21 protein-coding genes are annotated in these 19,995 nt (G+C 64.1%); 10 read left to right on the top strand and 11 right to left on the bottom strand.

Annotated features, from left to right (window positions below; genetic code table 11):
* The first annotated feature begins 5 nt into the window (after positions 1 to 5).
* The 4 genes from betA to NG898_RS08335 all read left to right on the top strand — a co-directional run bounded on the left by betA (position 6) and on the right by NG898_RS08335 (position 3,580).
* On the top strand, positions 6 to 1,727 hold the full coding sequence (gene betA, locus NG898_RS08350; RefSeq protein WP_252691888.1) for a choline dehydrogenase: 1,722 nt from the start codon (positions 6 to 8) through the stop codon (positions 1,725 to 1,727).
* Positions 1,727 to 2,536: a TorF family putative porin gene (locus NG898_RS08345; protein ID WP_252691887.1), complete on the top strand. Its 810-nt coding sequence runs from the start codon at positions 1,727 to 1,729 to the stop codon at positions 2,534 to 2,536. Before betA ends, NG898_RS08345 begins: the two co-directional genes overlap by 1 nt.
* Before the next feature lie 65 nt (positions 2,537 to 2,601).
* Positions 2,602 to 2,904: a CBU_0592 family membrane protein gene (locus NG898_RS08340; RefSeq protein WP_045202433.1), complete on the top strand. Its 303-nt coding sequence runs from the start codon at positions 2,602 to 2,604 to the stop codon at positions 2,902 to 2,904.
* Positions 2,905 to 3,151: 247 nt separating this feature from the next.
* Complete coding sequence (locus tag NG898_RS08335; protein WP_092973539.1) at positions 3,152 to 3,580, top strand: hypothetical protein; 429 nt, start codon at positions 3,152 to 3,154, stop codon at positions 3,578 to 3,580.
* 78 nt (positions 3,581 to 3,658) lie between these two features.
* Here the strand turns inward: NG898_RS08335 and lipA are convergent, their stop codons facing one another.
* The 3 genes from lipA to NG898_RS08320 all read right to left on the bottom strand — a co-directional run bounded on the left by lipA (position 3,659) and on the right by NG898_RS08320 (position 5,911).
* Entirely contained in the window at positions 3,659 to 4,660 is a 1,002-nt protein-coding gene (gene lipA / locus NG898_RS08330) for a lipoyl synthase (RefSeq protein ID WP_012761007.1), read from the bottom strand.
* A gap of 42 nt (positions 4,661 to 4,702) precedes the next feature.
* Positions 4,703 to 5,392, bottom strand: coding sequence for a lipoyl(octanoyl) transferase LipB (lipB, locus tag NG898_RS08325; protein ID WP_092973535.1), 690 nt, complete (start codon positions 5,390 to 5,392; stop codon positions 4,703 to 4,705).
* Between the two features lie 159 nt (positions 5,393 to 5,551).
* Complete coding sequence (locus NG898_RS08320) at positions 5,552 to 5,911, bottom strand: DUF2917 domain-containing protein (RefSeq protein ID WP_252691886.1); 360 nt, start codon at positions 5,909 to 5,911, stop codon at positions 5,552 to 5,554.
* Positions 5,912 to 6,061: 150 nt separating this feature from the next.
* Here NG898_RS08320 and NG898_RS08315 point away from each other — a divergent pair, with 150 nt between their 5' ends.
* Positions 6,062 to 7,024 carry a transcriptional regulator GcvA gene (locus NG898_RS08315; RefSeq protein ID WP_252691885.1) on the top strand — a complete coding sequence of 321 codons (963 nt, stop codon included), beginning with the start codon at positions 6,062 to 6,064 and terminating at the stop codon, positions 7,022 to 7,024.
* 71 nt (positions 7,025 to 7,095) lie between these two features.
* Here NG898_RS08315 and NG898_RS08310 read toward each other — a convergent pair whose 3' ends face one another.
* From NG898_RS08310 to NG898_RS08295, 4 genes are all read right to left on the bottom strand, one after another.
* Positions 7,096 to 7,395: a YbeD family protein gene (locus NG898_RS08310; RefSeq protein WP_252691884.1), complete on the bottom strand. Its 300-nt coding sequence runs from the start codon at positions 7,393 to 7,395 to the stop codon at positions 7,096 to 7,098.
* 20 nt (positions 7,396 to 7,415) lie between these two features.
* Positions 7,416 to 8,618, bottom strand: a complete 1,203-nt coding sequence (locus NG898_RS08305; RefSeq protein ID WP_092973529.1) for a D-alanyl-D-alanine carboxypeptidase family protein — start codon at positions 8,616 to 8,618, stop codon at positions 7,416 to 7,418.
* Between the two features lie 83 nt (positions 8,619 to 8,701).
* Positions 8,702 to 9,349, bottom strand: a complete 648-nt coding sequence (locus NG898_RS08300) for an alpha/beta hydrolase (protein ID WP_252691883.1) — start codon at positions 9,347 to 9,349, stop codon at positions 8,702 to 8,704.
* Between the two features lie 35 nt (positions 9,350 to 9,384).
* Positions 9,385 to 9,714, bottom strand: coding sequence for a (2Fe-2S) ferredoxin domain-containing protein (locus tag NG898_RS08295; protein ID WP_045202559.1), 330 nt, complete (start codon positions 9,712 to 9,714; stop codon positions 9,385 to 9,387).
* 451 nt (positions 9,715 to 10,165) lie between these two features.
* Between NG898_RS08295 and NG898_RS08290 the strand changes: the two genes are divergently transcribed.
* The 3 genes from NG898_RS08290 to NG898_RS08280 all read left to right on the top strand — a co-directional run bounded on the left by NG898_RS08290 (position 10,166) and on the right by NG898_RS08280 (position 14,917).
* Positions 10,166 to 11,455 carry a dicarboxylate/amino acid:cation symporter gene (locus tag NG898_RS08290; protein WP_252691882.1) on the top strand — a complete coding sequence of 430 codons (1,290 nt, stop codon included), beginning with the start codon at positions 10,166 to 10,168 and terminating at the stop codon, positions 11,453 to 11,455.
* A gap of 101 nt (positions 11,456 to 11,556) precedes the next feature.
* Complete coding sequence (locus tag NG898_RS08285; protein ID WP_252691881.1) at positions 11,557 to 13,575, top strand: sensor histidine kinase; 2,019 nt, start codon at positions 11,557 to 11,559, stop codon at positions 13,573 to 13,575.
* 25 nt (positions 13,576 to 13,600) lie between these two features.
* Positions 13,601 to 14,917: a sigma-54-dependent transcriptional regulator gene (locus NG898_RS08280; protein WP_092973519.1), complete on the top strand. Its 1,317-nt coding sequence runs from the start codon at positions 13,601 to 13,603 to the stop codon at positions 14,915 to 14,917.
* Positions 14,918 to 14,974: 57 nt separating this feature from the next.
* Here NG898_RS08280 and NG898_RS08275 read toward each other — a convergent pair whose 3' ends face one another.
* The 3 genes from NG898_RS08275 to NG898_RS08265 form a co-directional block, all read right to left on the bottom strand.
* Positions 14,975 to 15,712, bottom strand: a complete 738-nt coding sequence (locus tag NG898_RS08275) for a DUF2278 family protein (RefSeq protein ID WP_252691880.1) — start codon at positions 15,710 to 15,712, stop codon at positions 14,975 to 14,977.
* Positions 15,713 to 15,853: 141 nt separating this feature from the next.
* Positions 15,854 to 16,408 (bottom strand): TlpA disulfide reductase family protein, encoded by a 555-nt coding sequence (locus NG898_RS08270; protein WP_252691879.1) that lies wholly within the window; start codon positions 16,406 to 16,408, stop codon positions 15,854 to 15,856.
* A 101-nt stretch (positions 16,409 to 16,509) separates the two neighbouring features.
* A complete protein-coding gene (locus NG898_RS08265; RefSeq protein WP_252691878.1) occupies positions 16,510 to 17,025 on the bottom strand; it encodes an O-acetyl-ADP-ribose deacetylase in 516 nt (171 codons plus the stop codon).
* Positions 17,026 to 17,111: 86 nt separating this feature from the next.
* Between NG898_RS08265 and NG898_RS08260 the strand changes: the two genes are divergently transcribed.
* Together NG898_RS08260 and NG898_RS08255 are read left to right on the top strand one after the other, a co-directional pair.
* The gene (locus tag NG898_RS08260; RefSeq protein WP_252691877.1) at positions 17,112 to 17,681 is read left to right on the top strand and encodes a hypothetical protein; all 570 of its coding nucleotides are present in this window, start codon (positions 17,112 to 17,114) and stop codon (positions 17,679 to 17,681) included.
* Positions 17,682 to 17,777: 96 nt separating this feature from the next.
* Positions 17,778 to 18,431, top strand: coding sequence for a LysE family transporter (locus NG898_RS08255; RefSeq protein ID WP_092973509.1), 654 nt, complete (start codon positions 17,778 to 17,780; stop codon positions 18,429 to 18,431).
* Between the two features lie 3 nt (positions 18,432 to 18,434).
* Here NG898_RS08255 and NG898_RS08250 read toward each other — a convergent pair whose 3' ends face one another.
* Positions 18,435 to 19,862, bottom strand: coding sequence for an MFS transporter (locus NG898_RS08250; protein WP_252691876.1), 1,428 nt, complete (start codon positions 19,860 to 19,862; stop codon positions 18,435 to 18,437).
* Positions 19,863 to 19,995: the final 133 nt, after the last annotated feature.

The following is a 19,995-nucleotide window of genomic DNA, read 5'->3' as shown; positions in this document are numbered from 1 at the left end:
ATGTTTTGACCACGAATACCGCACAGGAATACGACTACATCATCGTGGGCGCGGGCTCGGCTGGCTGCGTGCTAGCTGCGCGCCTGACTGAAGATCCGGACGTGACCGTGCTGCTGCTCGAAGCGGGCGGCCCCGACCACCGCTGGGATTTCCGCACGCAGATGCCGGCGGCGCTGGCGTATCCGCTGCAGGGCACCACGTACAACTGGGCCTACGAAACCGAGCCCGAGCCGCACATGAATAATCGCCGCATGTCGCAGGGCCGCGGCAAGGGGCTGGGCGGCTCATCGCTCATCAACGGCATGTGTTTCATTCGCGGCAACGCGATGGACTACGAGCGCTGGGCGAGCGATTTTCAGTTGGACGACTGGACTTACGCCGACTGCCTGCCGTACTTCCGAAAATCGGAAACGTACGACAAGGGCGCCAACGACTGGCACGGCGATGCCGGCCCCCTGCAGGTCACCACGCCCAAGCACGACAACAGCCTGCTGTTCCACGCCTTTATCGAAGCCGGTGAACAAGCCGGCATTCCGGCCACGGACGACCTGAACGGCTATCGCCAGGAAGGTCTGGGCCCGATGGACCGCACCGTGACCGCCAAGGGCCGCCGCGCTAGCACATCGCTGTGCTACCTCGACAACGCACGCAAGCGGTCCACGCTGACCGTGCTGCCGCGCGTGCTGGTCGATCGCGTGATCTTCGATGGCACGCGTGCCGTGGGCGTCGAGGCGCTGATGGATGGCAACCGCGAAACATGGCGTGCGCGCCGCGAGGTGATCGTCACCAGTGGTGCCATCGCGTCGCCGCAGTTGCTGCAGCGCTCGGGCGTGGGCAATGCGGATGACCTGCGTGCGATGGGCATCCACTCGGTTGCGCACCTGCCGGGCGTGGGCGAAAACCTGCAGGACCACCTGGAGATGTACATCCAGTACGAATGCTTGCGTCCGGTGTCGATCTACGAAAACACGCTTTGGTACAACAAGCCGAAGGTCGGGCTGGAGTGGTACATGCACGGCACCGGCCCCGGCGCCAGCAACCACTTCGAGGCGGGAGGCTTCATTCGCAGCGACGACAGCTTCGAGTGGCCGAACATTCAATACCACTTCCTGCCGCTGGCCGTGAACTACGACGGCAGCAACCCGGTGAAGATGCATGGGTTCCAGTGCCACGTGGGTTCGATGCGCTCGCCGTCCAGAGGCTACGTGAAGCTCGCTTCGCGCGATCCGCGTGACAAGCCGCGCATCCTGTTCAACTACATGGCGCACGACGTGGATTGGCGTGAGTTTCGCGCCAGCGTGCGGATCACGCGCGACATCATCGCGCAGCGTGCGTTCGATCAATATCGCGGTCGCGAAATCAGCCCCGGGCCGAGCGTGCAGACCGATGCCGAGATCGACGCCTTCGTACGGCAACACGCCGAAACTGCCCTGCATCCGTCCTGCACCTGCAAGATGGGTTCAGCGGACGATCCGATGGCCGTCGTTGACAACGAAGGCCGCGTGCACGGCTTGGAGGGCCTGCGCGTGGTCGACGCGTCGATCATGCCGCGCATCGTTACCGGCAACCTGAATGCGCCGACGATCATGATGGCGGAGAAAATCGCCGACAGGATTCGCGGTGTGGCGCCGCTCGCGCGCTCCGACGCCGCGTTCTATGTGCATGGCAAATCGCCGCTGCAGGCGCCGGCCAAACCGCTGGTCGCCGGTGAACTGGTGGTGGCCTGATGCGCTGGTGCAAGGTCGCGACGATGCTGGGCGGTGCCGCGGCGTGCGCTGCCGCGCTGCCCGCGCTGGCGGATGATGTGCCGGCCGGCGAGGACAAGCGCTGGTCGGCCAATGCATCGGTTGTCTCGCAATATGTGTCGCGCGGCCTGCGCCAGACATGGGGAAAACCTGCCCTGCAAGCGGGTGTCGATTACACCGCGCCAAGCGGTTTCTATGCCGGTGTGTGGAGTTCCCAGGTAAGCGATCACGTCATCGCAGGGGCGCATGCTGAGGTTGATACTTACCTCGGCTATGCCGCCACCATTGCGCATGGCGTCGAGTTGACCACTGGGCTCTATCGCTACTGGTACCCCGGCGCCCGCTACGACAAGGCTATCGGCGGCGGCCCTGCCACCGGCTACGACTACACGGAATGGATGGTTGGCGCCGGCTGGCGCGGCGTGTCGGTCAAGCTATGGGCCACGCTGTCGAACTACTTCGGCTTCGATGGCAATTCGCTGGCCGACGGCATCGATCGCGGCAGCCGCGGTTCCACTTACGCCGAAGCCAACTGGGCTGTGCCGTTGCCGAATGACTTCACACTCGGCCTGCACATCGGCCATGAGCACGTGCGCAACCACAGCGCGTTCAGTTTTACCGACTACCGCATCGAACTCTCGCGGCCCATCAACAAGTTTTTGACGCTGTCTGCTGCTTTGACTGGTGCGGATGCATCGGCCTATGCGCATCAGCTCTCCGCGCGCAACGGCACGGATCGCATGACGCTTGGCCGACGCACGGTTGCACTCAAGCTGACGGCCACGTATTGAGCGGCAGGCGACGGCGCTCTACCCACAACCCTTTTTCTACAACCTCTGCTTTCAAAGCACACACCATGGCCTCCCTGGGTTTTACCGACGTTGTCGGTCTGGTCGGCGTCGCCGCTTATGTTTCTGCGCACTTTGGCGTGCAGGTCCTGCATAAGCCGCCGACCGGCGCATTCGCCGTTCGCCTCAACCTGCTTGGACCGATTTGCATCCTGATTTCGCTGATGGGCTCGTTCAATCTTGCGTCGTTTCTCACCCAGTTCTTCTGGCTGGCGCTGACGTTGATGGGCTGGTGGCGCAATAAGCAGGCGGGGCGGCCGGTAGCGGAACCTGCTGGCGCGCCACGCCCGGGGCATCCAGCGCAGCAGTAGGTTCGCCGCTCACGGTTAAAACCGCGTCGATGTGCGCGGTTTTTTTTGCGGGACCGATCTGGGATCGCCGCGAGATATGTAGATCAAGAGTCTCTTTTTTCCGGCGCGGGTGCTGAACAATTGTTGATGTATAAAGAACAGTATTTTCTTCAATTGAGTATTTATTCATCGTGGGCAACGATCTATTCTGGTCACAAGCGCAACGAACTGAGCGCAACCGAATATCCAGACAGATCAGGAGCCCATCATGAACACCCGTCTCGCAACCGCTTTCTCCCGTAACGCTCTGCTGGCCCTGGTGGCCACGGTTTCAGCTTCCGCCGCTCTGCTGTCGGCCCAGCCGGCCGCCGCCGCCGTCCAAAGCAGTGCTGATCCGTACACGCAAGGTGCTGCCGCCAAGTACGACGTCTATACCCAGGGTGCGGATCGCCAGGCTGATACCTACGGCTATCTGTCGTGGAAGAACGACCGCTTTGATCCGTACACCCAAGGTGCTGTCGGCAAGGCTGACCCATACACCGATGGCGCAATCGCTAAGGCCGATCCGTACACCGACGGCGCTGCCGCCAAGTACGACGTCTACACGCAGGGTGCGGATCGCCAGGCTGATACCTACGGCTATCTGTCGTGGAACGGCGATGCCTCGTATCCGAAGGATGCCGCTTCGCGCGCCTAATCGAACCGCATCAAAGCAAAAGGGCCTTGGGGTGCAACCCAAGGCCCTTTTTATTTGTGCAGCGTTCCTGCTTCGTGATCAGACCACGCCGGCTTCGTGTGCCTGCTGATCCGCGTGGTACGAGCTGCGCACCATGGCGCCCACGGCCGCGTGCGTGAAGCCCATCTCGTACGCCTTCTCTTCGAACATCTTGAAGGTGTCCGGATGCACATAGCGCAGCACCGGCAGGTGGTGGCCCGACGGCGCCAGATATTGGCCGATCGTGAGCATGTCGATGTCGTGCTCGCGCATGTCGCGCATGACTTCCAGGATTTCCTCATCGGTCTCGCCCAGGCCGACCATCAAGCCGGACTTGGTCGGCACGTTCGGGTTGCGGGCCTTGAAATCCTTCAGCAGCTTGAGCGAGTGCGCGTAGTCCGCACCGGGGCGGGCCTGCTTGTACAGGCGGGGCACCGTTTCGAGGTTGTGATTCATCACGTCGGGCGGGCATTCCTGCAGGATGTCCAGCGCCTTCTCCAGGCGGCCCCGGAAGTCCGGCACCAGCACTTCAATGCGCGTGGCCGGCGACAGGGCGCGCGTACGCGAGATGCAATCGACGTAATGCTGGGCGCCGCCGTCACGCAGGTCGTCGCGGTCGACGCTCGTGATGACGACGTAGTTGAGCTTGAGTTGGGCGATCGTCTTGGCCAGATTTTCCGGCTCGTTCACGTCGAGCGGGTCTGGGCGGCCGTGCCCGACGTCGCAGAACGGGCAGCGGCGCGTGCACTTGTCGCCCATGATCATGAACGTAGCCGTGCCCTTGCCGAAGCACTCGCCGATGTTCGGGCAGCTGGCCTCTTCGCACACCGTCACGAGGTTGTTGGCGCGCAGGATGTCTTTGATTTCGTAGAAGCGCGAGTTGCCGGTGGCGGCGCGCACGCGAATCCAATCCGGTTTCTTCAGCTTCTCAGCCGGCACGATCTTGATGGGAATGCGCGCGGTCTTGTCGAGCGACTTCTGCTTGGCCGTCGCGTCGTACGGCTTGTTCGACGGGGTGGCAGGGGTGGCGACTTCAGTGGCGCCGGCGGCGGAATCGGTCATCGTGTTCTCCGCACGGGCTTGCGGCTCGTGCATTTCAGGGCGCTACGCGGTAGCGGCCTCGGCGGGATGCGCTTGCGCGCGTTGCTGCAATTGGGCGACCAGCGCATCGGCCAGGTCGCGGGAAACGGTTTGCCAGTCGTTCGCATCGACGGCGCGTCCGGACGCATCACGGGCGCCGGCGGTCACCATATCGACGGTTTCCAGGCCGGCATAGCCACACGGGTTGATCTGCGTGAAGGGCGACAGGTCCATCGCCAAGTTCAGGCTCACGCCGTGGTAGCTGCAGCCGTTGCGGATCTTCAGGCCCAGCGCGGCAATCTTGGCGCCAGCATGCGGCCCGCTCGACAGGTAGATGCCGGGGGCGCCAGCCTTGCGTTCGGAGGCGACATTATACGTGGCGAGCGTCTCGATGACGGCCGCCTCGATGGCGTCGACCAGCGCCTTCACGAACAGCCCGCGTCGGCGCAAATCCAGCAAAAGGTAAGCGACGACTTGGCCGGGGCCGTGGTAGGTGATCTGGCCGCCACGATCAACTTTCACCAGCGGGATGTTGCCGGGAGCCAACAGATGCGCCGGATCGCCGGCCAGGCCGAGCGTGAACACCGGCGGGTGTTCAACCAGCCAGATCGTGTCGGGCGTATCGGGGCCCCGCTGCGCGGTGAATGTCTGCATTTCGTCGAAGCAGGCGGCGTAGTCCTGCAAGCCCCGCTCGACGATGTCAATCGGAATCATGCCCGCGAGTGTAGCGCAGGGCCGCTAACGGCGCCCCGCGCCTTTGCCCGCTTCGGTCGCAGGGTTGCGAAAAAAAATGCCGGCGCGATGGGAGGCATCGGCGCCGGCGTCGGCTTTTGCGGCAGATGCCGCAAAGGAGGCTAGGAACAGGTTTCGGGCTCAGGCGGCCACGACCGGCGTGTCTGCGTGCTCGTTCCAGCCGAGTGCGGCGAGTGTGTGGCGCCATCCGTTCGTGACGTGCCAAGGCTGGCGCGGCATGTGGCCGTCGGTGGCTTCCACGGCCAACGCGACTGGGCCGAGGGCTTTTGGGTCTACCGAGACGACGATTTCTTCACCACGTTTCACGGCAACGGTGCCGCCCGCGTGCAGCCATTCGTCGCCGGCTTTGTTTTCGTGTGTGATCCATACGTCGTGCCCGTAGGCTTCTTCAACGCGCAGATTCTGGTTGGCCGGCATGCGCAACGCCATCACTTCGCCGGGCTGCAGAGTGAATACAATTTTTGTTAGTACAGCTTTCATGATCGGCTCCTTCACGGCAGTGGGATGGGGCCTTGCCGTTGAAGGAATTCTAGGCGCTTGGTTGCCTTGTACCAAACGATATATATTGCGTTTCTTGATAGCGTAGCTCACATAAAACCCACGCCGCGCTACGAAAATCCGGAGGGAAAGATGACCGAAATCCGCGAACCGATGCGCTTGCCGTCACTTGGCGCGCTGCGGGTGTTCGAGGCGGCGGCCCGCTATGAGAGTTTTTCGCGTGCGGCGACGGAGCTGTTCGTTACGCACGGCGCCGTCAGCCATCAGATGCGCACCCTGGAGGACGAGCTGGGCGTGCCGCTGTTCGAGCGGCGCGGCAAGCGCGTCATGCTCACCCACGCGGGCCGTGCCTACGCCGATCGCGTGCGCGAGGCGCTCGACCAGATCGCCCAGGCCACGCACCAGCTGCGCGCCGGCAACCGCGACAACCGCCTAGCCATCAGCACGATGCCGTCGTTCGCGGCGCGCTGGCTGACGCCGCATATCGGCACCTTCATCGAGCGCCACCCCGAGTTGGAGGTGGAGCTGTTCTCCAGCCCTGCGTTGGTCGACTTCGCCCGTGAAGAGGTTGACGTTGCGCTGCGCATGGGTTCGGGCAACTATCCGGGCCTGTACGTGGAAAAGCTGCTCGACGATGTGTTTTTTCCGGTCTGCAGTCCGTCGTTCAACGGCGGGCGCCTGCCGCGTACGGTGGCCGAGATGGCGACCATGACCCTGCTGCGCAGCGAGGGTGAGGATTGGGAGCCATGGTTCGAGGCTGCTGGCGTCTCAGGGTTTGTGGAGCCGCGTGGCGGGCTGATGTTCCAGGACTCGTCGCTGCTGTTGCAGGCAGCGGCGGCGGGCCAGGGCATTGCGCTGATCCGCCCGACGCTGGCGTTCAACGAATTGCTGGCCGGCCGCGTGGTGCGCCTGTTCGAGACAGCGACGCCGTGCCCGTGGAACTACTACTTCGTCTGCCCGCACAGCGCGCTGCAGACGCCCAAGATGCAGGCGTTCCGCGCGTGGCTGCTGCCGGAGATTGCGGCGTTCAAGCTCAAGCTGGCGCGGTTGATGGATGACAACACCGTCTGCCTGGGGCACGTGGCCAAAGGCTGACGCGGTATCGCCGCCCAAAACAAAACGCCCCGGCATGACCGGGGCGTTTTGCTTGGCTGCGCAGAGGCGCGTTACAGCACGATCTTGACCATCGGGTGGCTCGTCAGCGCCTGATAGAGCGCGTCGAGCTGTTCGCGGCTCGTCGCGCGCACGGTCACCGTCAGGCCCAGGTAGTTGCCGCTGGAAGACGGACGTTTTTCCAGGCGCCCTTCGTGGAATTCGGGGTCGTGCAGTCGGACCACTTCGACAATGGTGGCGGCAAAATCGTCATGCATCGGCCCCATCACCTTGATGGGGAAATCGCTCGGGTACTCGATGAGCGACTGTTCGGGCGGAATGTGGCCCGGCGGTGTGGTGTGAGAGGAGGTCATGTCGAAGTAAATGGGGGTGATTACTTCTTTTTAAACCACAGCTTGACCGCGTCGATCGTGCGGCCGACGAAGCCGGCTTCCGGCACTGCTTCGAGCGCCACCACTGGAAACTCCGACACCACGGTTGAACCGTCCATCACCTTGACCGCGCCCAGTTGCTGGCCTTGTGCGATCGGGGCGATTAGCGGGTCCTTGCGCTCCAGCACCGGCTTCAGGCGCGCACCCGCGCCCTTGGGCACGGTGATCCACTTGTCTTCCGGCACGCCCAGATTCACGCTCTTGGCCTGACCCTTGTACACCTCAGGCGTCTGCAGTGCTTCCTTGGCCTTGTACAAGCGAACCGTATCGAAGAACTGATAGCCGTAGTTCAGGACCTTCAGGCTCTCCTGTGTGCGGATAGCGTCGCTCTTGGTGCCGACGATGACCGACAGCAGACGCCGGTTCGCGCCGGGCACATCCGGCAGCGGACGATTGGCGGAGGTGACGAGGCAGTAGCCGGCCGACTTGGTATGGCCGGTCTTGCCGCCATCGACCGTCGGATCGAGCCACAGCAGGCGGTTCCGGTTGGACTGCTTGATGTTGTTATAGGTGAAATCTTTCTGCGAGTAGAACTTGTAGTCCTGCGGGAAATCCTTGATCAGCGCTGATGTCAGGATCGAAAGATCACGTGCGGTCGAGTAGTGATTCGGGTCGGGCAGGCCCGCGGCATTCATAAAGTGCGTGTTCTTCATGCCCAGGCGCTCGGCTTCGCGGTTCATCAGCATCACGAAGTTGGTCTCGGTGCCGCCGACGGCCTCGGCCAGCACCAGGGCTGCATCGTTGCCCGACTGGATGATCAGACCTTGCGTCAGCTCGCGCACCGAAGCGGGCTTGCCGGCTTGCAGGAACATGCGCGATTCGTCGGTCTTGACCGAGCGCACGGTCTCGGTGGGCGTGATCATCTGGTCGTACTTGAGCTTGCCGTCGCGCACGGCTTCAAAGACCAGATAGGCGGTCATCAGCTTGGTGAGCGAGGCGGGCTCGATGCGTTCGTCCATGTTCGCGCCGCCGAGCACCTGGCCGCTGGTCACGTCGGTCAGCATCCACGAGCGGGCCGCGACTTGCGGGGCGGGCACAGGCTGCGCCATGGCGGGCAGTGCGGTGACCAGCACGGCGGCTGCCACAGCGGTTGCGGCGGCGGAATGGAAGGCGAGGGGCGTGAAATGGGCGAAGCGGGTCTGCATGTCGGGTCCTGCGGTCTGCTTGGAGTTCAATGGTGCCGTGCACCGGGGGAGGCACGGCATCCGGAAAAATCAACGGGTTGGTGTTACGGCCGCGGCGCCCAGGCGCCGGTAATGAGCTGCCTGATCAGATGCAGCTTGCGGTGGAAGAAATGATCGGCGCCCGGAATGACGATCACGGGCAGTTCCTGAGGGCGCGCCCAGTTGAGCACGTCGATCAGTGGCACGGTGTCATCCTGTTCGCCGTGGATGATGATGGTGTCGGCCGGCACCGGCGCGACATCCCAGCGTGAAGTGGCAGTGCCGACCAGCGCCAGGCGCTCAGCGGGTGTGCCGGCTTCGGCCAAGCGCCGCGCCACCTGCGACACGACAAAGCTGCCGAACGAGAAGCCGCCAAGCGCCAGCGGTAGCGTGGCCACGTCGGCAGACCATTTGGTCTGTGTACGCATCCAGTCGAGCACGGCCAGCATGTCGTCCTGCTCGCCGATGCCGTTGTCGTGCGTGCCTTCGGTCTTGCCCACGCCGCGAAAATTCAGGCGCACCGTCACATAGCCCAGGCCGACGAAGGTGCGTGCCAGCGTCTGCGCGACCTTGTTGTCCTTGGTGCCGCCGAACAGCGGATGCGGGTGGCCGATCAGCGCCAAGCCGCGCGGCGCAGTGTCCGGCTGGTCGATCGACAGGTCGATCTGCCCGACCGGGCCGGGAATCAGGCGTTCTTCGGTATGAACGTTCATGGAAAAGGGAAAAGCAGATGCGGTAAAGCGCGGGCTCAAGCGTTGGCAGGGCGGTCGACCATCAGCCGTTCGACCGGTTTCCCTTCAACCAGATGGCTCTGGATGATTTCGTCGATGTCTTCCTTGTCGACAAAGGTGTACCAGACGGCCTCGGGGTAGACCACCATGACCGGGCCGAGTTCGCAGCGGTCCAGGCATCCGGCCTTGTTGATGCGCACGCGGCCTTCGCCGTTGATGCCGAGTTCCTTGCAGCGCTTCTTGGCGTATTCCTGCATGGCCTTCGCGCCGAAGTCGGCGCAGCACCGCGAGCCGTCCTCGCGTTCGTTCAGGCAAAAGAAAACGTGGTGCTTGTAGTGGCTGCTCATGGGCGGACCGAGAAGGCTGGGAGGGCTGCGTGACGGTACGCGCGGCAGGATGCGAATGGCTTCCTGACATCGCGCGCACATGTGGATTTGCGTAACGAGCCGGCATTATACGGCCCCGATGTCTCCGTTCCCCCGGGATGCGGGTGCGACGCGACGGCGCGATGCTGCGTTGCAGCATGTTTTCCGGATGTCTGGACGCCATGTGTGAGCAGATTCCGGGATTGACGACGGGTGGGGCGGGTGCCATCGTAGTCACACCACGCTGGAACAAGGGCTGGCGGGCCGCCAGTGCTCGAAATTTGTGTTGGCATAGCCCTTGCAATAAGGAGCGACCTGCTGCGGGAAGCGCCGGACACATCGGCGTATCGAGGCAGGAGAGAGACCACACCAGGGCGGGTCGGACCGGGCGAGCAACTGAGCGCACGGCCGGTCTGTGACACTCGAGGAAGACATGAAAAAACCGTTCTATAAAATCCTGTACGTACAGGTGCTGGCGGCCATCGTCATCGGCGTTTTGCTGGGCCATTTCTCGCCCGAACTCGCCGTGAAGATGAAGCCGCTGGGCGATGGCTTCATCCAGCTGATCAAGATGGTGATCGGGCCGATCATCTTCTGTACCGTCGTCTCCGGCATTGCCGGCATGCGCGACATGAAGAAGGTTGGCCGCGTGGGCGGCAAGGCGCTGATCTACTTCGAGATCGTCTCGACCTTCGCACTGGTGATCGGCCTGGCTGCAGGCCACATCTTCAACCCGGGCGCGGGCTTCAACGTTGATGTGAACACCATCGACGCCAAGGCTGTTGCCCAGTACGCCGCCAAGGCGCACTCGGCCAGCACGGTCGACTTCCTGCTCAACATCATCCCGAGCACGGTGGTGGACGCCTTCGCCAAGGGCGACATCCTGCAGATCCTGCTGATCGCGTTGCTGTTTGGCGGCGCGCTCTCCGCCATCGGTGACCGTGCACAGGTGGTGACGGATTTCATCGACCAGATCTCGCACGTGTTCTTCCGCATCGTGCACATCATCACGCGCGTGGCCCCGATCGGTGCCTTTGGCGCCATGGCTTTCACCATCGGTAAGTACGGCGTGATCTCGCTGGTGCCGCTGCTCAAGCTGGTCGGTACGTTCTACCTGACGGCCATCATCTTCGTGGTGGTGGTGCTGGGCATCATCGCGCGGCTGGTCGGCTTCAACATCTTCCGCTTTGTGTCGTACATCAAGGAAGAGTTGCTGATTGTGCTGGGCACGAGCTCGTCGGAATCGGCGCTGCCGCACCTGATGGAAAAGATGGAGAAGCTGGGCTGCTCGAAGTCGGTGGTGGGCCTGGTGGTTCCGACCGGTTATTCGTTCAACCTGGACGGCACCAACATCTACATGACGATGGCGGTGATCTTCATCTCGCAGGCGCTGAACATCGAGCTGACCTGGACGCAGCAACTGACCATCCTGGCCGTCGCCATGCTGACGTCGAAGGGCGCTTCGGGCATCACCGGCGCAGGCTTCATCACGCTGGCCGCAACGCTGGCCGTGGTGCCTGATATTCCGGTGGCGGGCATGGTGCTGATTCTCGGCATCGACCGCTTCATGAGCGAATGCCGCGCCCTGACCAACATCACGGGCAACGGCGTGGCCTGCGTGGTGATCTCGGCCTGGGAACGTGAACTGGATCGCGCCAAGCTGGCTCGCGTGCTGTCGGGCGACCGTAGCGATGAGGGCGTGCCGGCCTCCCCGGCAGTTTGATCGATCGAATCTGGCTGGCGCCCGCGGGCGCCGGCGCTTGAAAGCGCAAAGCGTATGATTGCGGGGCCTGTCCTTCCAGACGGCCCCGCTTCTTTTTTGGGATGCACCTCGTGAAGCACCTCGGCGGCATGCCGACTGCGGGCGCGGCGTTGGAAGGCACGGCAACACTCTCTGCCGCCGACCTCCAGCCGATGTCCGATCCCGATTTCTCCTTGACCAGCGCCTCCGGCTCGCGACGCGGCTTCTGGTGGCTGGTGGCGCTCGGGCTCGTGGTGGTGATGGCCGTGGTGTGCGCGACCACATTTGTGGTGGCGTGGAACCGAGGGCTCACGCAGGCCCAGCAGGCCGCCGGCGGCCGGGTCGACCGTTATGCCGCCAACCTCAAGAGCACGCTCGACCGCTACGAATACCTGCCGGCGCTGGTGGCGCTGCATCCGTTCATTCACGATCTGCTCGCCAATCCGACACCTGCCAACGTCGACCGCGCGAACCGCTATCTGCGCGAAGTCAACGATCGCGCTCACGCCACAGCCACCTATGTGATTGCCCCCAGCGGCAAGGCTCTGGCCGCATCCAATTACAACCAGCCTGACAGCTTCGTCGGCGCTGAATACCTGTTCCGGCCGTATTTCCAGCAGGCAGCGGAAGGGCATGTCGGGCGCTTTTACGGCATTGGCATCACCCGCGAAGAGCCCGGCTATTACATCTCGCAGCCGGTTATGCAGGAAGGTCGCGTGATCGGCGTGACGGTCGTCAAGCTGAACCTCGAATGGTTCGGCCGCGCCAGCCACGACGCGTCGGAGCCGGTGATGGTGGCGGATGAGAACGGTGTGATTTTCCTGTCGTCCGTGCCCGCGTGGCAGTACCGCACGGTGGAGCCGCTCACATCCAAGCTGCAGGCGCAGTTGGAAGCGACGCGCCAGTATTACCGCAAGCAGATCACGCCACTGCCGCTGCAGCCTGAGGCGCCGGCCTTTCTGCGATTGACCGGACGGTTGCCGGAAGGTGCAGAACTGATTCGCGTTGGCGAGCGGACGAACGCCACGCGCTATCTGCAGGTTTCGCGTGACCTCGTCGAGCCTGACTGGACGCTGATGTACCTCACACCGGTGGATCCGGTGATGAGCGCGGCCCGCAGCGCCACCGTGGCGGCGGCGTTTGCCTTTGCGTTTGCGTGCCTGCTGCTTTTCTATTGGCGTCAGCGCCGCCTGCGCATGATGGAGATGCTGCGCAGCCGTCGCCTGCTCGAAGCCGCGTATGACCAGCTCGAACGCCGCGTTGAAGACCGCACGGCCGATCTGATGGCCACCAACGAACAACTGCAACACGAGATCGTCGATCGCACGCGCGCCGAGGCCGAGTTGCGTGCAACGCAGGATGAACTCGTGCAGGCCAGCAAGCTCGCGGCGCTGGGCCAGATGGCCGCCGGCATCACGCACGAACTCAACCAGCCGCTGGCCGCGCTGCGCACGTTTTCCGACAACACGCGCATCCTGCTCGAACGCGGCCAGCATGGCGCCGCCACTGACAACCTGCAGGCGATTGCCGACCTGACCGAACGCATGGGCAAGATCACGGCGCAGCTCAAGCTGTTCGCAGGCCGCTCACGGCGCAAGGTGGTGGATGTGCAGGTGCGCGTGGCGCTCGATCACACGCTCGCGCTACTGCGTCCGCGCCTGGGCGACGTGGCACTTGAACTGCACTGGCACATCCCCGAAGCAGATGCCGTCGTTCGTGCGGATGAACTGAAGCTGGAGCAAGTGCTGATCAATCTGATTGGCAACGCGCTCGATGCGATCAACACCAATGAACCCGCCCGCGCCGGACGCATCGACATCAGCATCGGGCCCCCCGAGGGTGTGCCGGCGCAATCGAACCTACTGACCATCGCCGTGCGCGACAACGGCCCAGGCATTCCGCTCGACGCCATGCCGCACCTGTTCGAGCCGTTCTTCACCACCAAGGAGATCGGCCAGGGGCTCGGCCTTGGGCTGGCAATCTCCACCAGCATCGCGCGCGATTTTGGCGGGTCGCTGTCGGCTGCCAACATGCCGGGTGGCGGTGCGCAATTTACGCTGACGTTGGTACGCGCCGACGTCACCTCCGCGGCGTCCATCTGATCCGTTTTCTACACAGACACGAACCATGTCCGAAGGCTTGAACGTTCTCTTCATCGAAGACGACCCGCCTGTGCGCCAGGCCACCGCGCAGAGCCTGGAGCTGGCCGGCTTCAACGTGCAGGCGTTCGGCAGCGCCGAGGAAGCCGTCGGCAAGATCGACGCGAATTTCCCCGGCGTGGTCGTCAGCGACCTGCGCTTGCCGGGCGCAAGCGGTCTGGACGTGCTCGCGCACTGTCAGTCGTTTGGCACGGGGATTCCCGTGGTGCTCGTCACCGGCCACGGCGACATCACCATGGCCGTGCAGGCGATGCGCGAAGGCGCGTTCGATTTCATCGAGAAACCGTTTCCCGCCGAACGCCTGACCGAAACCGTGCGCCGTGCCGTCGAGCGTCGCGCGCTGGAGCTGGAAAACCGCGCACTGCGCCGTGAACTGGCCGGCCCGGCGGCAGGCACGCGCATCATCGGGCGCTCGCCTGCGATGGGCGCTGTGCGCGCGCTGATCGAGAACGTCGCGACCACCGATGCGCCGGTGCTCATCAACGGCGAGACCGGCACGGGCAAGGAGCTGGTCGCGCGCAGTCTTCACACGCTCTCGCCGCGTCACGACAAGCCGTTCATCGCGCTGAACTGCGGGGCCGTGCCCGAACAGATTTTCGAGAGCGAGATGTTCGGCCACGAAGCTGGAGCCTTCACCGGTGCGGGCAAGCGGCGCATCGGCAAGCTCGAGCATGCCTCGGGCGGCACGCTGTTCCTCGACGAGATCGAGAGCATGCCGATCGCGCTGCAGGTCAAGCTGCTGCGTGTGCTGCAGGAGGGGGCGCTGGAGCGGCTGGGCTCGAATGCGTCGGTGCGCATCGACGTGCGCATCGTTGCGGCCGCCAAGGGCGATATGGAAGCGCTGATTGAGGCGGGCGGTTTCCGGCGCGATCTGTATTACCGGCTAAACGTCGTCGTCATCGATTTGCCCCCGCTGCGCGAACGCCGCGAAGACATCATCCCGCTGTTCGAACATTTCCTGCTCGAAGCCGCCGTGCGTTATCAGCGCCCGCTGCCGATGTTGGCCGAGCGTCAGCGCCACGAGCTGATGCAATCAAACTGGCCCGGCAACGTGCGCGAACTGCGCAATGCGGCCGATCGTCTTGTGCTTGGCGTCGGCCGCACGCCCGTCGTGCCGGATGCATCGGAGGACGGCATGCCGCTCAAGGAGCGCGTCGAACGCTACGAGCGCACGGTCATTGCTGAAACGCTGGCACGCACGGGCGGCTCGGTGCACCAGGCGGCGGATATTCTGCAGGTTGGCCGTGCGACGCTGTATGACAAGATCAAGCGATACGGCCTTTGACTTGGCACGCCCGCACGCAACAACGCCCGGCATCAACCGGGCGTTTTCTTTTTGCGCTCAACCCAGAATCGGATGGGCATCCGCCACCGGATATCCACGGTCGTCCGTCGGTATCCGCTGGGTTTGGAATGCGATCAGCAATGCCTGAAACTTGCCGTCGATTTCCACGATGACAGCACCGTCCTGCTGCGTGCCGTTCTCGCGCGAATGGTCCTTCACCCCCGGTGTATGCACGACCGGGTTGCCCTGGTTCATGTGGGTTTCGTGCAGGCCGTTGTGCTGCGGCTCGAACAGGAAGCCGAAGCCGTAGACCGTTACGTCGGTGCGCGGCGGCCAGCCTTTGCGGTCGTCGTCGCCAGAACTGCCGTGGTAGACGTAGTCGATCGGCGTGGCGGTGCGGTCCAGCATCAGCATGTCGTCGACGAGCGCGTTGATGTCGTTGTGCTCGGTCTCGGTATCCAGCGCGATCGGCCGCATGTTCGGAAAGTCGACCAGCCCGGCGTCTCGCACGTAGTCGAGGCGCGGGAAGCCGTCCTCGTGCAGCCCCGGGGCCAGCGCAGCTAGGTCGGCGGTGATCGGCAACTGCAGATCCGTCGTCCATTGATACAGCACGTGATAACCGGCAGCACCGGCTCCCGGCATGCTCGAGTCGGATTTCACGTTGGCGAGCACCACGAACTCCGAACCATCCGGCGCTTCCGCCACGATCGCGTAATGCGGATTGCCGTTGTAGCCTTCCAGATAGGGCACGCCGAATTTCAGCTTGCCTTTGAACATGCAGTAGTGATTGGCCATGTGCACTCCATCGAACCCTGGTTGACGGACCGCCATTGCAGCAGGCCCGCGTGAATCTAGTGTGGAACGCGCGTTGTCCGGAAACAAAAACGCCCGGCGTTGACCGGGCGTTTCGTTTGAACAGCGGGGAGGGCGGACCGCTTAGGCCTGCTTGCCCAGCGTCTGCTTGAGCAGCGCGTCGAACGACGACCATTCCGGTTCGCCCACGTAGCGCTTGAGGACGCGGCCGTCGCGGTCGACCAGGAACGTGGTCGGCGTGAGTTGCACGTCGCCGAAGGCCTTGGCGGCGGAGCCGTCGGCGTCCATTGCGACCTTGAACGGCAACTGGCGCGTCTGGCTGAAGTTCATCACGTACATCGGCGCGTCGTAGCTCATCGCCACGGCCACGTATTCCAGTCCTTCGCCCTTGTACTTGTTGTACGTCTGGATCATGTTGGGCATTTCCTTGATGCACGTGGTGCAGCTCGTGGCCCAGAAGTTGACGAGATAGACCTTGCCCTTCAGGTCTTGCGTCGAGAGCTTTTGCCCATCCAGCAGCGTGAAGGTGGCAGCGGGCACCTTCTGCGACGGCGAGAACGCACGCCAGCCGAACCAACCGGCCACAGCCAGCACCAGCACGATCACAGGGAGCAGCCAGCGGCGCCCGCCAGACATGGCGGTAGCAGGGGCTGCGGAGGAAGTCAGGGTCGAGGCCATGTCGGCAACGGATCTGGAAGGGAATCAAACATCTATTGTAGGCCCGCCGTGCCAGCGCCGCATGTCAACCGCGACAATCCGTCCAAAGAGCGATTTTCGCGTCACTTTCCATTGGCGAGGGCGGCTTCGTACAAGGCCAGGTCCGTGGAGGAAAAGCAGCAAAAGGTGATCGTGTCCAGGCTGGCGCCGTGTTCTCGCGCGGCACGTACGGCAATCGGTGCTGCCAATTGCGGCGGGAAGCCGTACACGCCGGTGCTGATGCATGGGAACGCAATGGTGCGCACCTCGTGCTTGCGCGCCAGTTCCAGGCTGTTGCGGTAGCACGCGGCCAGCAATTCCGCCTCGTCTTGCCGGCCGCCGCGCCAGATCGGCCCGACGGTGTGGATGATGTAGCGGGCCGGCAATCGAAAACCGGGCGTGAGCTTGGCCTCACCAGTGCGGCAGCCATGGAGGGCGCGGCACGCCTCCAGCAGTTCCGGCCCGGCCGCACGGTGGATCGCGCCGTCCACGCCGCCTCCGCCGAGCAGCGAGCTGTTCGCCGCGTTGACGATGGCATCGCAGTCCAGCGTGGTGATGTCGGCGCGAAGGGTGCGCAAGGTGACGGACGGGATTGGCATGGCGCGGTCCTTGGCAGGCAGAGGGTGGGCGTCTCTGTCCGATAATAGGCGGCTCGGAAACGGACAGAAAACCTACAGGAGGCGACGTGGCAGTCACAACAACGGCAGGGTGGCGGATCGGGTTGGGCGCGGCGGCGTGTGTGCTGTTGATGGCCTGCTCGCCCAAGTACGACTGGCGCACGGTCCATTCCAACGATGGCGCCTACGCCGTGGATTACCCCGCCAAGCCAACCGCAGAAGCCCGGCCTATCGCCATCAACGGCCAACGCATGCCGATGACGATGCAGGCCGCCAACATCGACGGCACGCTGTTCGCCATCGGCGTGGTGGAACTGCCCGCGGATGATCCAGTCTGGCGGCAGCGCGCGGTGGAGGCGCTGCGCAATGGCTTGTCCGCCAACTTGAAGGGCCGCGTAACCGAGCGCGACATCGCCGTGCAGACCGCCGCACAGCCGCCTTTGTCATTGCCGGCGGTGGAGTTGATTGCCCAGGGGGCGGGCGGGGACGATCCCGCGCCGCGCCGGCTGACCGCGCGCGTGGTCGCCACGGGCAAGCGCGCATACCAGGCCGTCGTGCTGGAATCGGGCGATGCCGCACGCGATGCCCGCCAGCAGGAGCAGGTCGACCAATTCCTCTCCAGCTTCCATCCGTACTAGACCCTGAGCACGCCCGAGCGAACTCGCCGCAGCCGGTGCACAATCGTCGTCTTCCGCTTTACCGCAACACAACTCACCACATCACGGGGAACCATCATGACGTTGCAAGTCTGGCTGGCCTTCTTTCTGGCCGCCTGGGTGATCGCCATCTCGCCGGGGTCGGGCGCCATCCTGTGCATGAGCCACGGCCTGACGCATGGCGTGCGCCGCACGTCGGTCACGATTGCAGGACTGGAACTGGGCATTGTCGTGATCCTGTTCATTGCGGGTGCCGGGCTCGGCGCGTTGCTGATCGCGTCGGAGCACGCATTTACGGCCATCAAGATCATCGGCGCGATGTACCTGATTTACCTGGGCATCGTGCAATGGCGCACACCCATTCAGATCGCCAAGCCGGCTGAGGGCGAGCCCACAAATGTAGCGCCTCGGGTGTCTGGCAGTGGCGCGCACCGCCGCTTCCTGGTGGGGCTGCTGACCAATCTGACGAACCCGAAAGGCATTCTGTTCATGGTGGCCGTGCTGCCGCAGTTCATCGATCCGGCCAAGCCGCTGCTTTCGCAACTCGGCATCCTGGCGGCGACGATGGTGTTCGTCGACCTGATCGTCATGCACGGTTATGCGCTGCTGGCCTCGCGGGCGCAGCGACTGTTCCGCAATCCGCGTGCGCTGCGCTGGCAGAGCCGCTTCTTCGGCGGCATGCTGATGAGCATTGGCGCAGCGCTGTTCTTCGTGAAGCGGCAGACCAACTGAGCCTTATCGCGCCAGCGGGGCAGGATGCGTGCCGAGCCCCGCGCGCGCAATCAGCAGCGCGCCCACCGGCGCAGCCGCAAACAGCAGGAACAGCCAGCGCGACGCCACCTCCAGATCGGGCTCCGGACCGGCCGCGCCCAGCGTGTTGAGCACGACGCCACCCAGCGCCGCCCCCAGCGCAGTCGCCACCAGCTGCACCGTCACGATCGATGCCGATGCGCGGTCGTGGTCTTCGGCCGGCACCGCCGTCATGATGCGATTGGCCAGATGCGGCCACGCCACGCCCACGCCCAGCCCCACCAGCGTCAGTGCGACGATGATCAGTCCGGTCATCCACGTATCGCCCGCGCCCATCGGTACCAGCATCGCCAGCACCAGCAGGCCCAGTGCGCACGCCCATGGCGCCGCGCGGATCACCCGCGTGGCGGACGATTCTTGCAGCGTGGCGCTCAGGATGGCACCGAGTGTCCACCCCGCCGAGGCCGTCGCCGCGATGTAGCCGGCAATCAATGGGCTTTGCCCATGCAGCCGCTGGAGGAAGAGCGGCACGAAGATCTCCGTGCAGGTGACCGTCACTGCTAGCAACGCAGATACGCCATACAGTGCGGCGTGCGCCGTGCGACCCGTGTATGCATCGGCCGGCAGGATGCGGCGCGATGAGCGCATCTCGACGTGGCGGATGGCCAGCATCGTGGCCGCTGCGGCGATCATCCCGAGGGCGCCGAGCCACGGCGTAGCGCTGACGCTGCTCCACGATGCTGCGACCACCGCGACCGCCAGCAGCACAAGCTGTCGCCCCGGCACGGGCGTCGGTTGCTCGGTTTGCGCGGACGCGGGTTTGAGCACCACCACGGCCGCCGCAGCCGCCAGGCCGATCAGCGCCACCAAAGACCAGAATGCCAGCCGCCACGTCGCATATTGCGCAAACACGCCGCCTACCGCGGGCCCCAGCAGCGTGGCAATCCCCCACATGCCAGAGAGCAGCGCCAGCGCGCGCGGCCATAGCGGCTCCGGCAGCACGCTGCGCATCAGCACATACGGCGCCGACAGCAGCACGCCGCCGCCGAGCCCCTGAAGCACGCGCCCCATCAGCAGCACCGGCATCGTCGGCGCGAGCGCGCACAACGCCGAGCCGCCGCCGAACACTGCAGCCCCCAGCAGGTAAGCACCGCGCGGCCCAACATGCTGGATCACCTGCGCCGCTACCGCCGCCCCCGTGATCGACGCGACGATAAACAGCGTCGTGTTCCACGCATAAAAAGCCACGCCGCCGATGTCGTCGACCACGCTCGGCAGGATGGTCGTGGTCAGGTACAGATTGATGGCGTGCAATGCCACGCCGGCGGCCAGCACCAGCACGCGCAGCGCGTTGGCGCCGCGGAACAGGTCAAGCCAGGAAGCTTCATCTGCATTGATCGAGGTTGGACTCATCTTGCGCTCCAGCAAATGGGTTCAGTGCCATCTCGAAGACGCACGGGAGGTGCCGCGTTGCGACAGCCCGCTTGCATCCGCCGAATCCGTATCGCACTATCTTGGCGTCAAGATAAAAACGAGTTATCTCGAC

The organism is Ralstonia mojiangensis, from assembly GCF_023955645.1.
Taxonomy (GTDB): domain Bacteria; phylum Pseudomonadota; class Gammaproteobacteria; order Burkholderiales; family Burkholderiaceae; genus Ralstonia; species Ralstonia mojiangensis.
This window is presented reverse-complemented; position numbering and strand designations above follow the sequence as displayed.

Excerpts from the sequence above, each read along its gene's own strand:
- lipA (WP_012761007.1), bottom strand. The coding sequence starts at position 4,660 with ATGACCGATTCCGCCGCCGGCGCCACTGAAGTCGCCACCCCTGCCACC.
- NG898_RS08285 (WP_252691881.1), top strand. The coding sequence starts at position 11,557 with ATGCACCTCGTGAAGCACCTCGGCGGCATGCCGACTGCGGGCGCGGCG.
- NG898_RS08305 (WP_092973529.1), bottom strand. The coding sequence starts at position 8,618 with ATGCAGACCCGCTTCGCCCATTTCACGCCCCTCGCCTTCCATTCCGCC.
- NG898_RS08270 (WP_252691879.1), bottom strand. The coding sequence starts at position 16,408 with ATGGCCTCGACCCTGACTTCCTCCGCAGCCCCTGCTACCGCCATGTCT.
- NG898_RS08345 (WP_252691887.1), top strand. The coding sequence starts at position 1,727 with ATGCGCTGGTGCAAGGTCGCGACGATGCTGGGCGGTGCCGCGGCGTGC.
- NG898_RS08320 (WP_252691886.1), bottom strand. The coding sequence starts at position 5,911 with ATGAAAGCTGTACTAACAAAAATTGTATTCACTCTGCAGCCCGGCGAA.
- NG898_RS08255 (WP_092973509.1), top strand. The coding sequence starts at position 17,778 with ATGACGTTGCAAGTCTGGCTGGCCTTCTTTCTGGCCGCCTGGGTGATC.
- NG898_RS08315 (WP_252691885.1), top strand. The coding sequence starts at position 6,062 with ATGACCGAAATCCGCGAACCGATGCGCTTGCCGTCACTTGGCGCGCTG.
- NG898_RS08335 (WP_092973539.1), top strand. The coding sequence starts at position 3,152 with ATGAACACCCGTCTCGCAACCGCTTTCTCCCGTAACGCTCTGCTGGCC.
- NG898_RS08300 (WP_252691883.1), bottom strand. The coding sequence starts at position 9,349 with ATGAACGTTCATACCGAAGAACGCCTGATTCCCGGCCCGGTCGGGCAG.
- lipB (WP_092973535.1), bottom strand. The coding sequence starts at position 5,392 with ATGATTCCGATTGACATCGTCGAGCGGGGCTTGCAGGACTACGCCGCC.
- NG898_RS08275 (WP_252691880.1), bottom strand. The coding sequence starts at position 15,712 with ATGGCCAATCACTACTGCATGTTCAAAGGCAAGCTGAAATTCGGCGTG.
- NG898_RS08250 (WP_252691876.1), bottom strand. The coding sequence starts at position 19,862 with ATGAGTCCAACCTCGATCAATGCAGATGAAGCTTCCTGGCTTGACCTG.
- NG898_RS08310 (WP_252691884.1), bottom strand. The coding sequence starts at position 7,395 with ATGACCTCCTCTCACACCACACCGCCGGGCCACATTCCGCCCGAACAG.
- NG898_RS08340 (WP_045202433.1), top strand. The coding sequence starts at position 2,602 with ATGGCCTCCCTGGGTTTTACCGACGTTGTCGGTCTGGTCGGCGTCGCC.
- NG898_RS08290 (WP_252691882.1), top strand. The coding sequence starts at position 10,166 with ATGAAAAAACCGTTCTATAAAATCCTGTACGTACAGGTGCTGGCGGCC.
- NG898_RS08265 (WP_252691878.1), bottom strand. The coding sequence starts at position 17,025 with ATGCCAATCCCGTCCGTCACCTTGCGCACCCTTCGCGCCGACATCACC.
- NG898_RS08295 (WP_045202559.1), bottom strand. The coding sequence starts at position 9,714 with ATGAGCAGCCACTACAAGCACCACGTTTTCTTTTGCCTGAACGAACGC.
- NG898_RS08280 (WP_092973519.1), top strand. The coding sequence starts at position 13,601 with ATGTCCGAAGGCTTGAACGTTCTCTTCATCGAAGACGACCCGCCTGTG.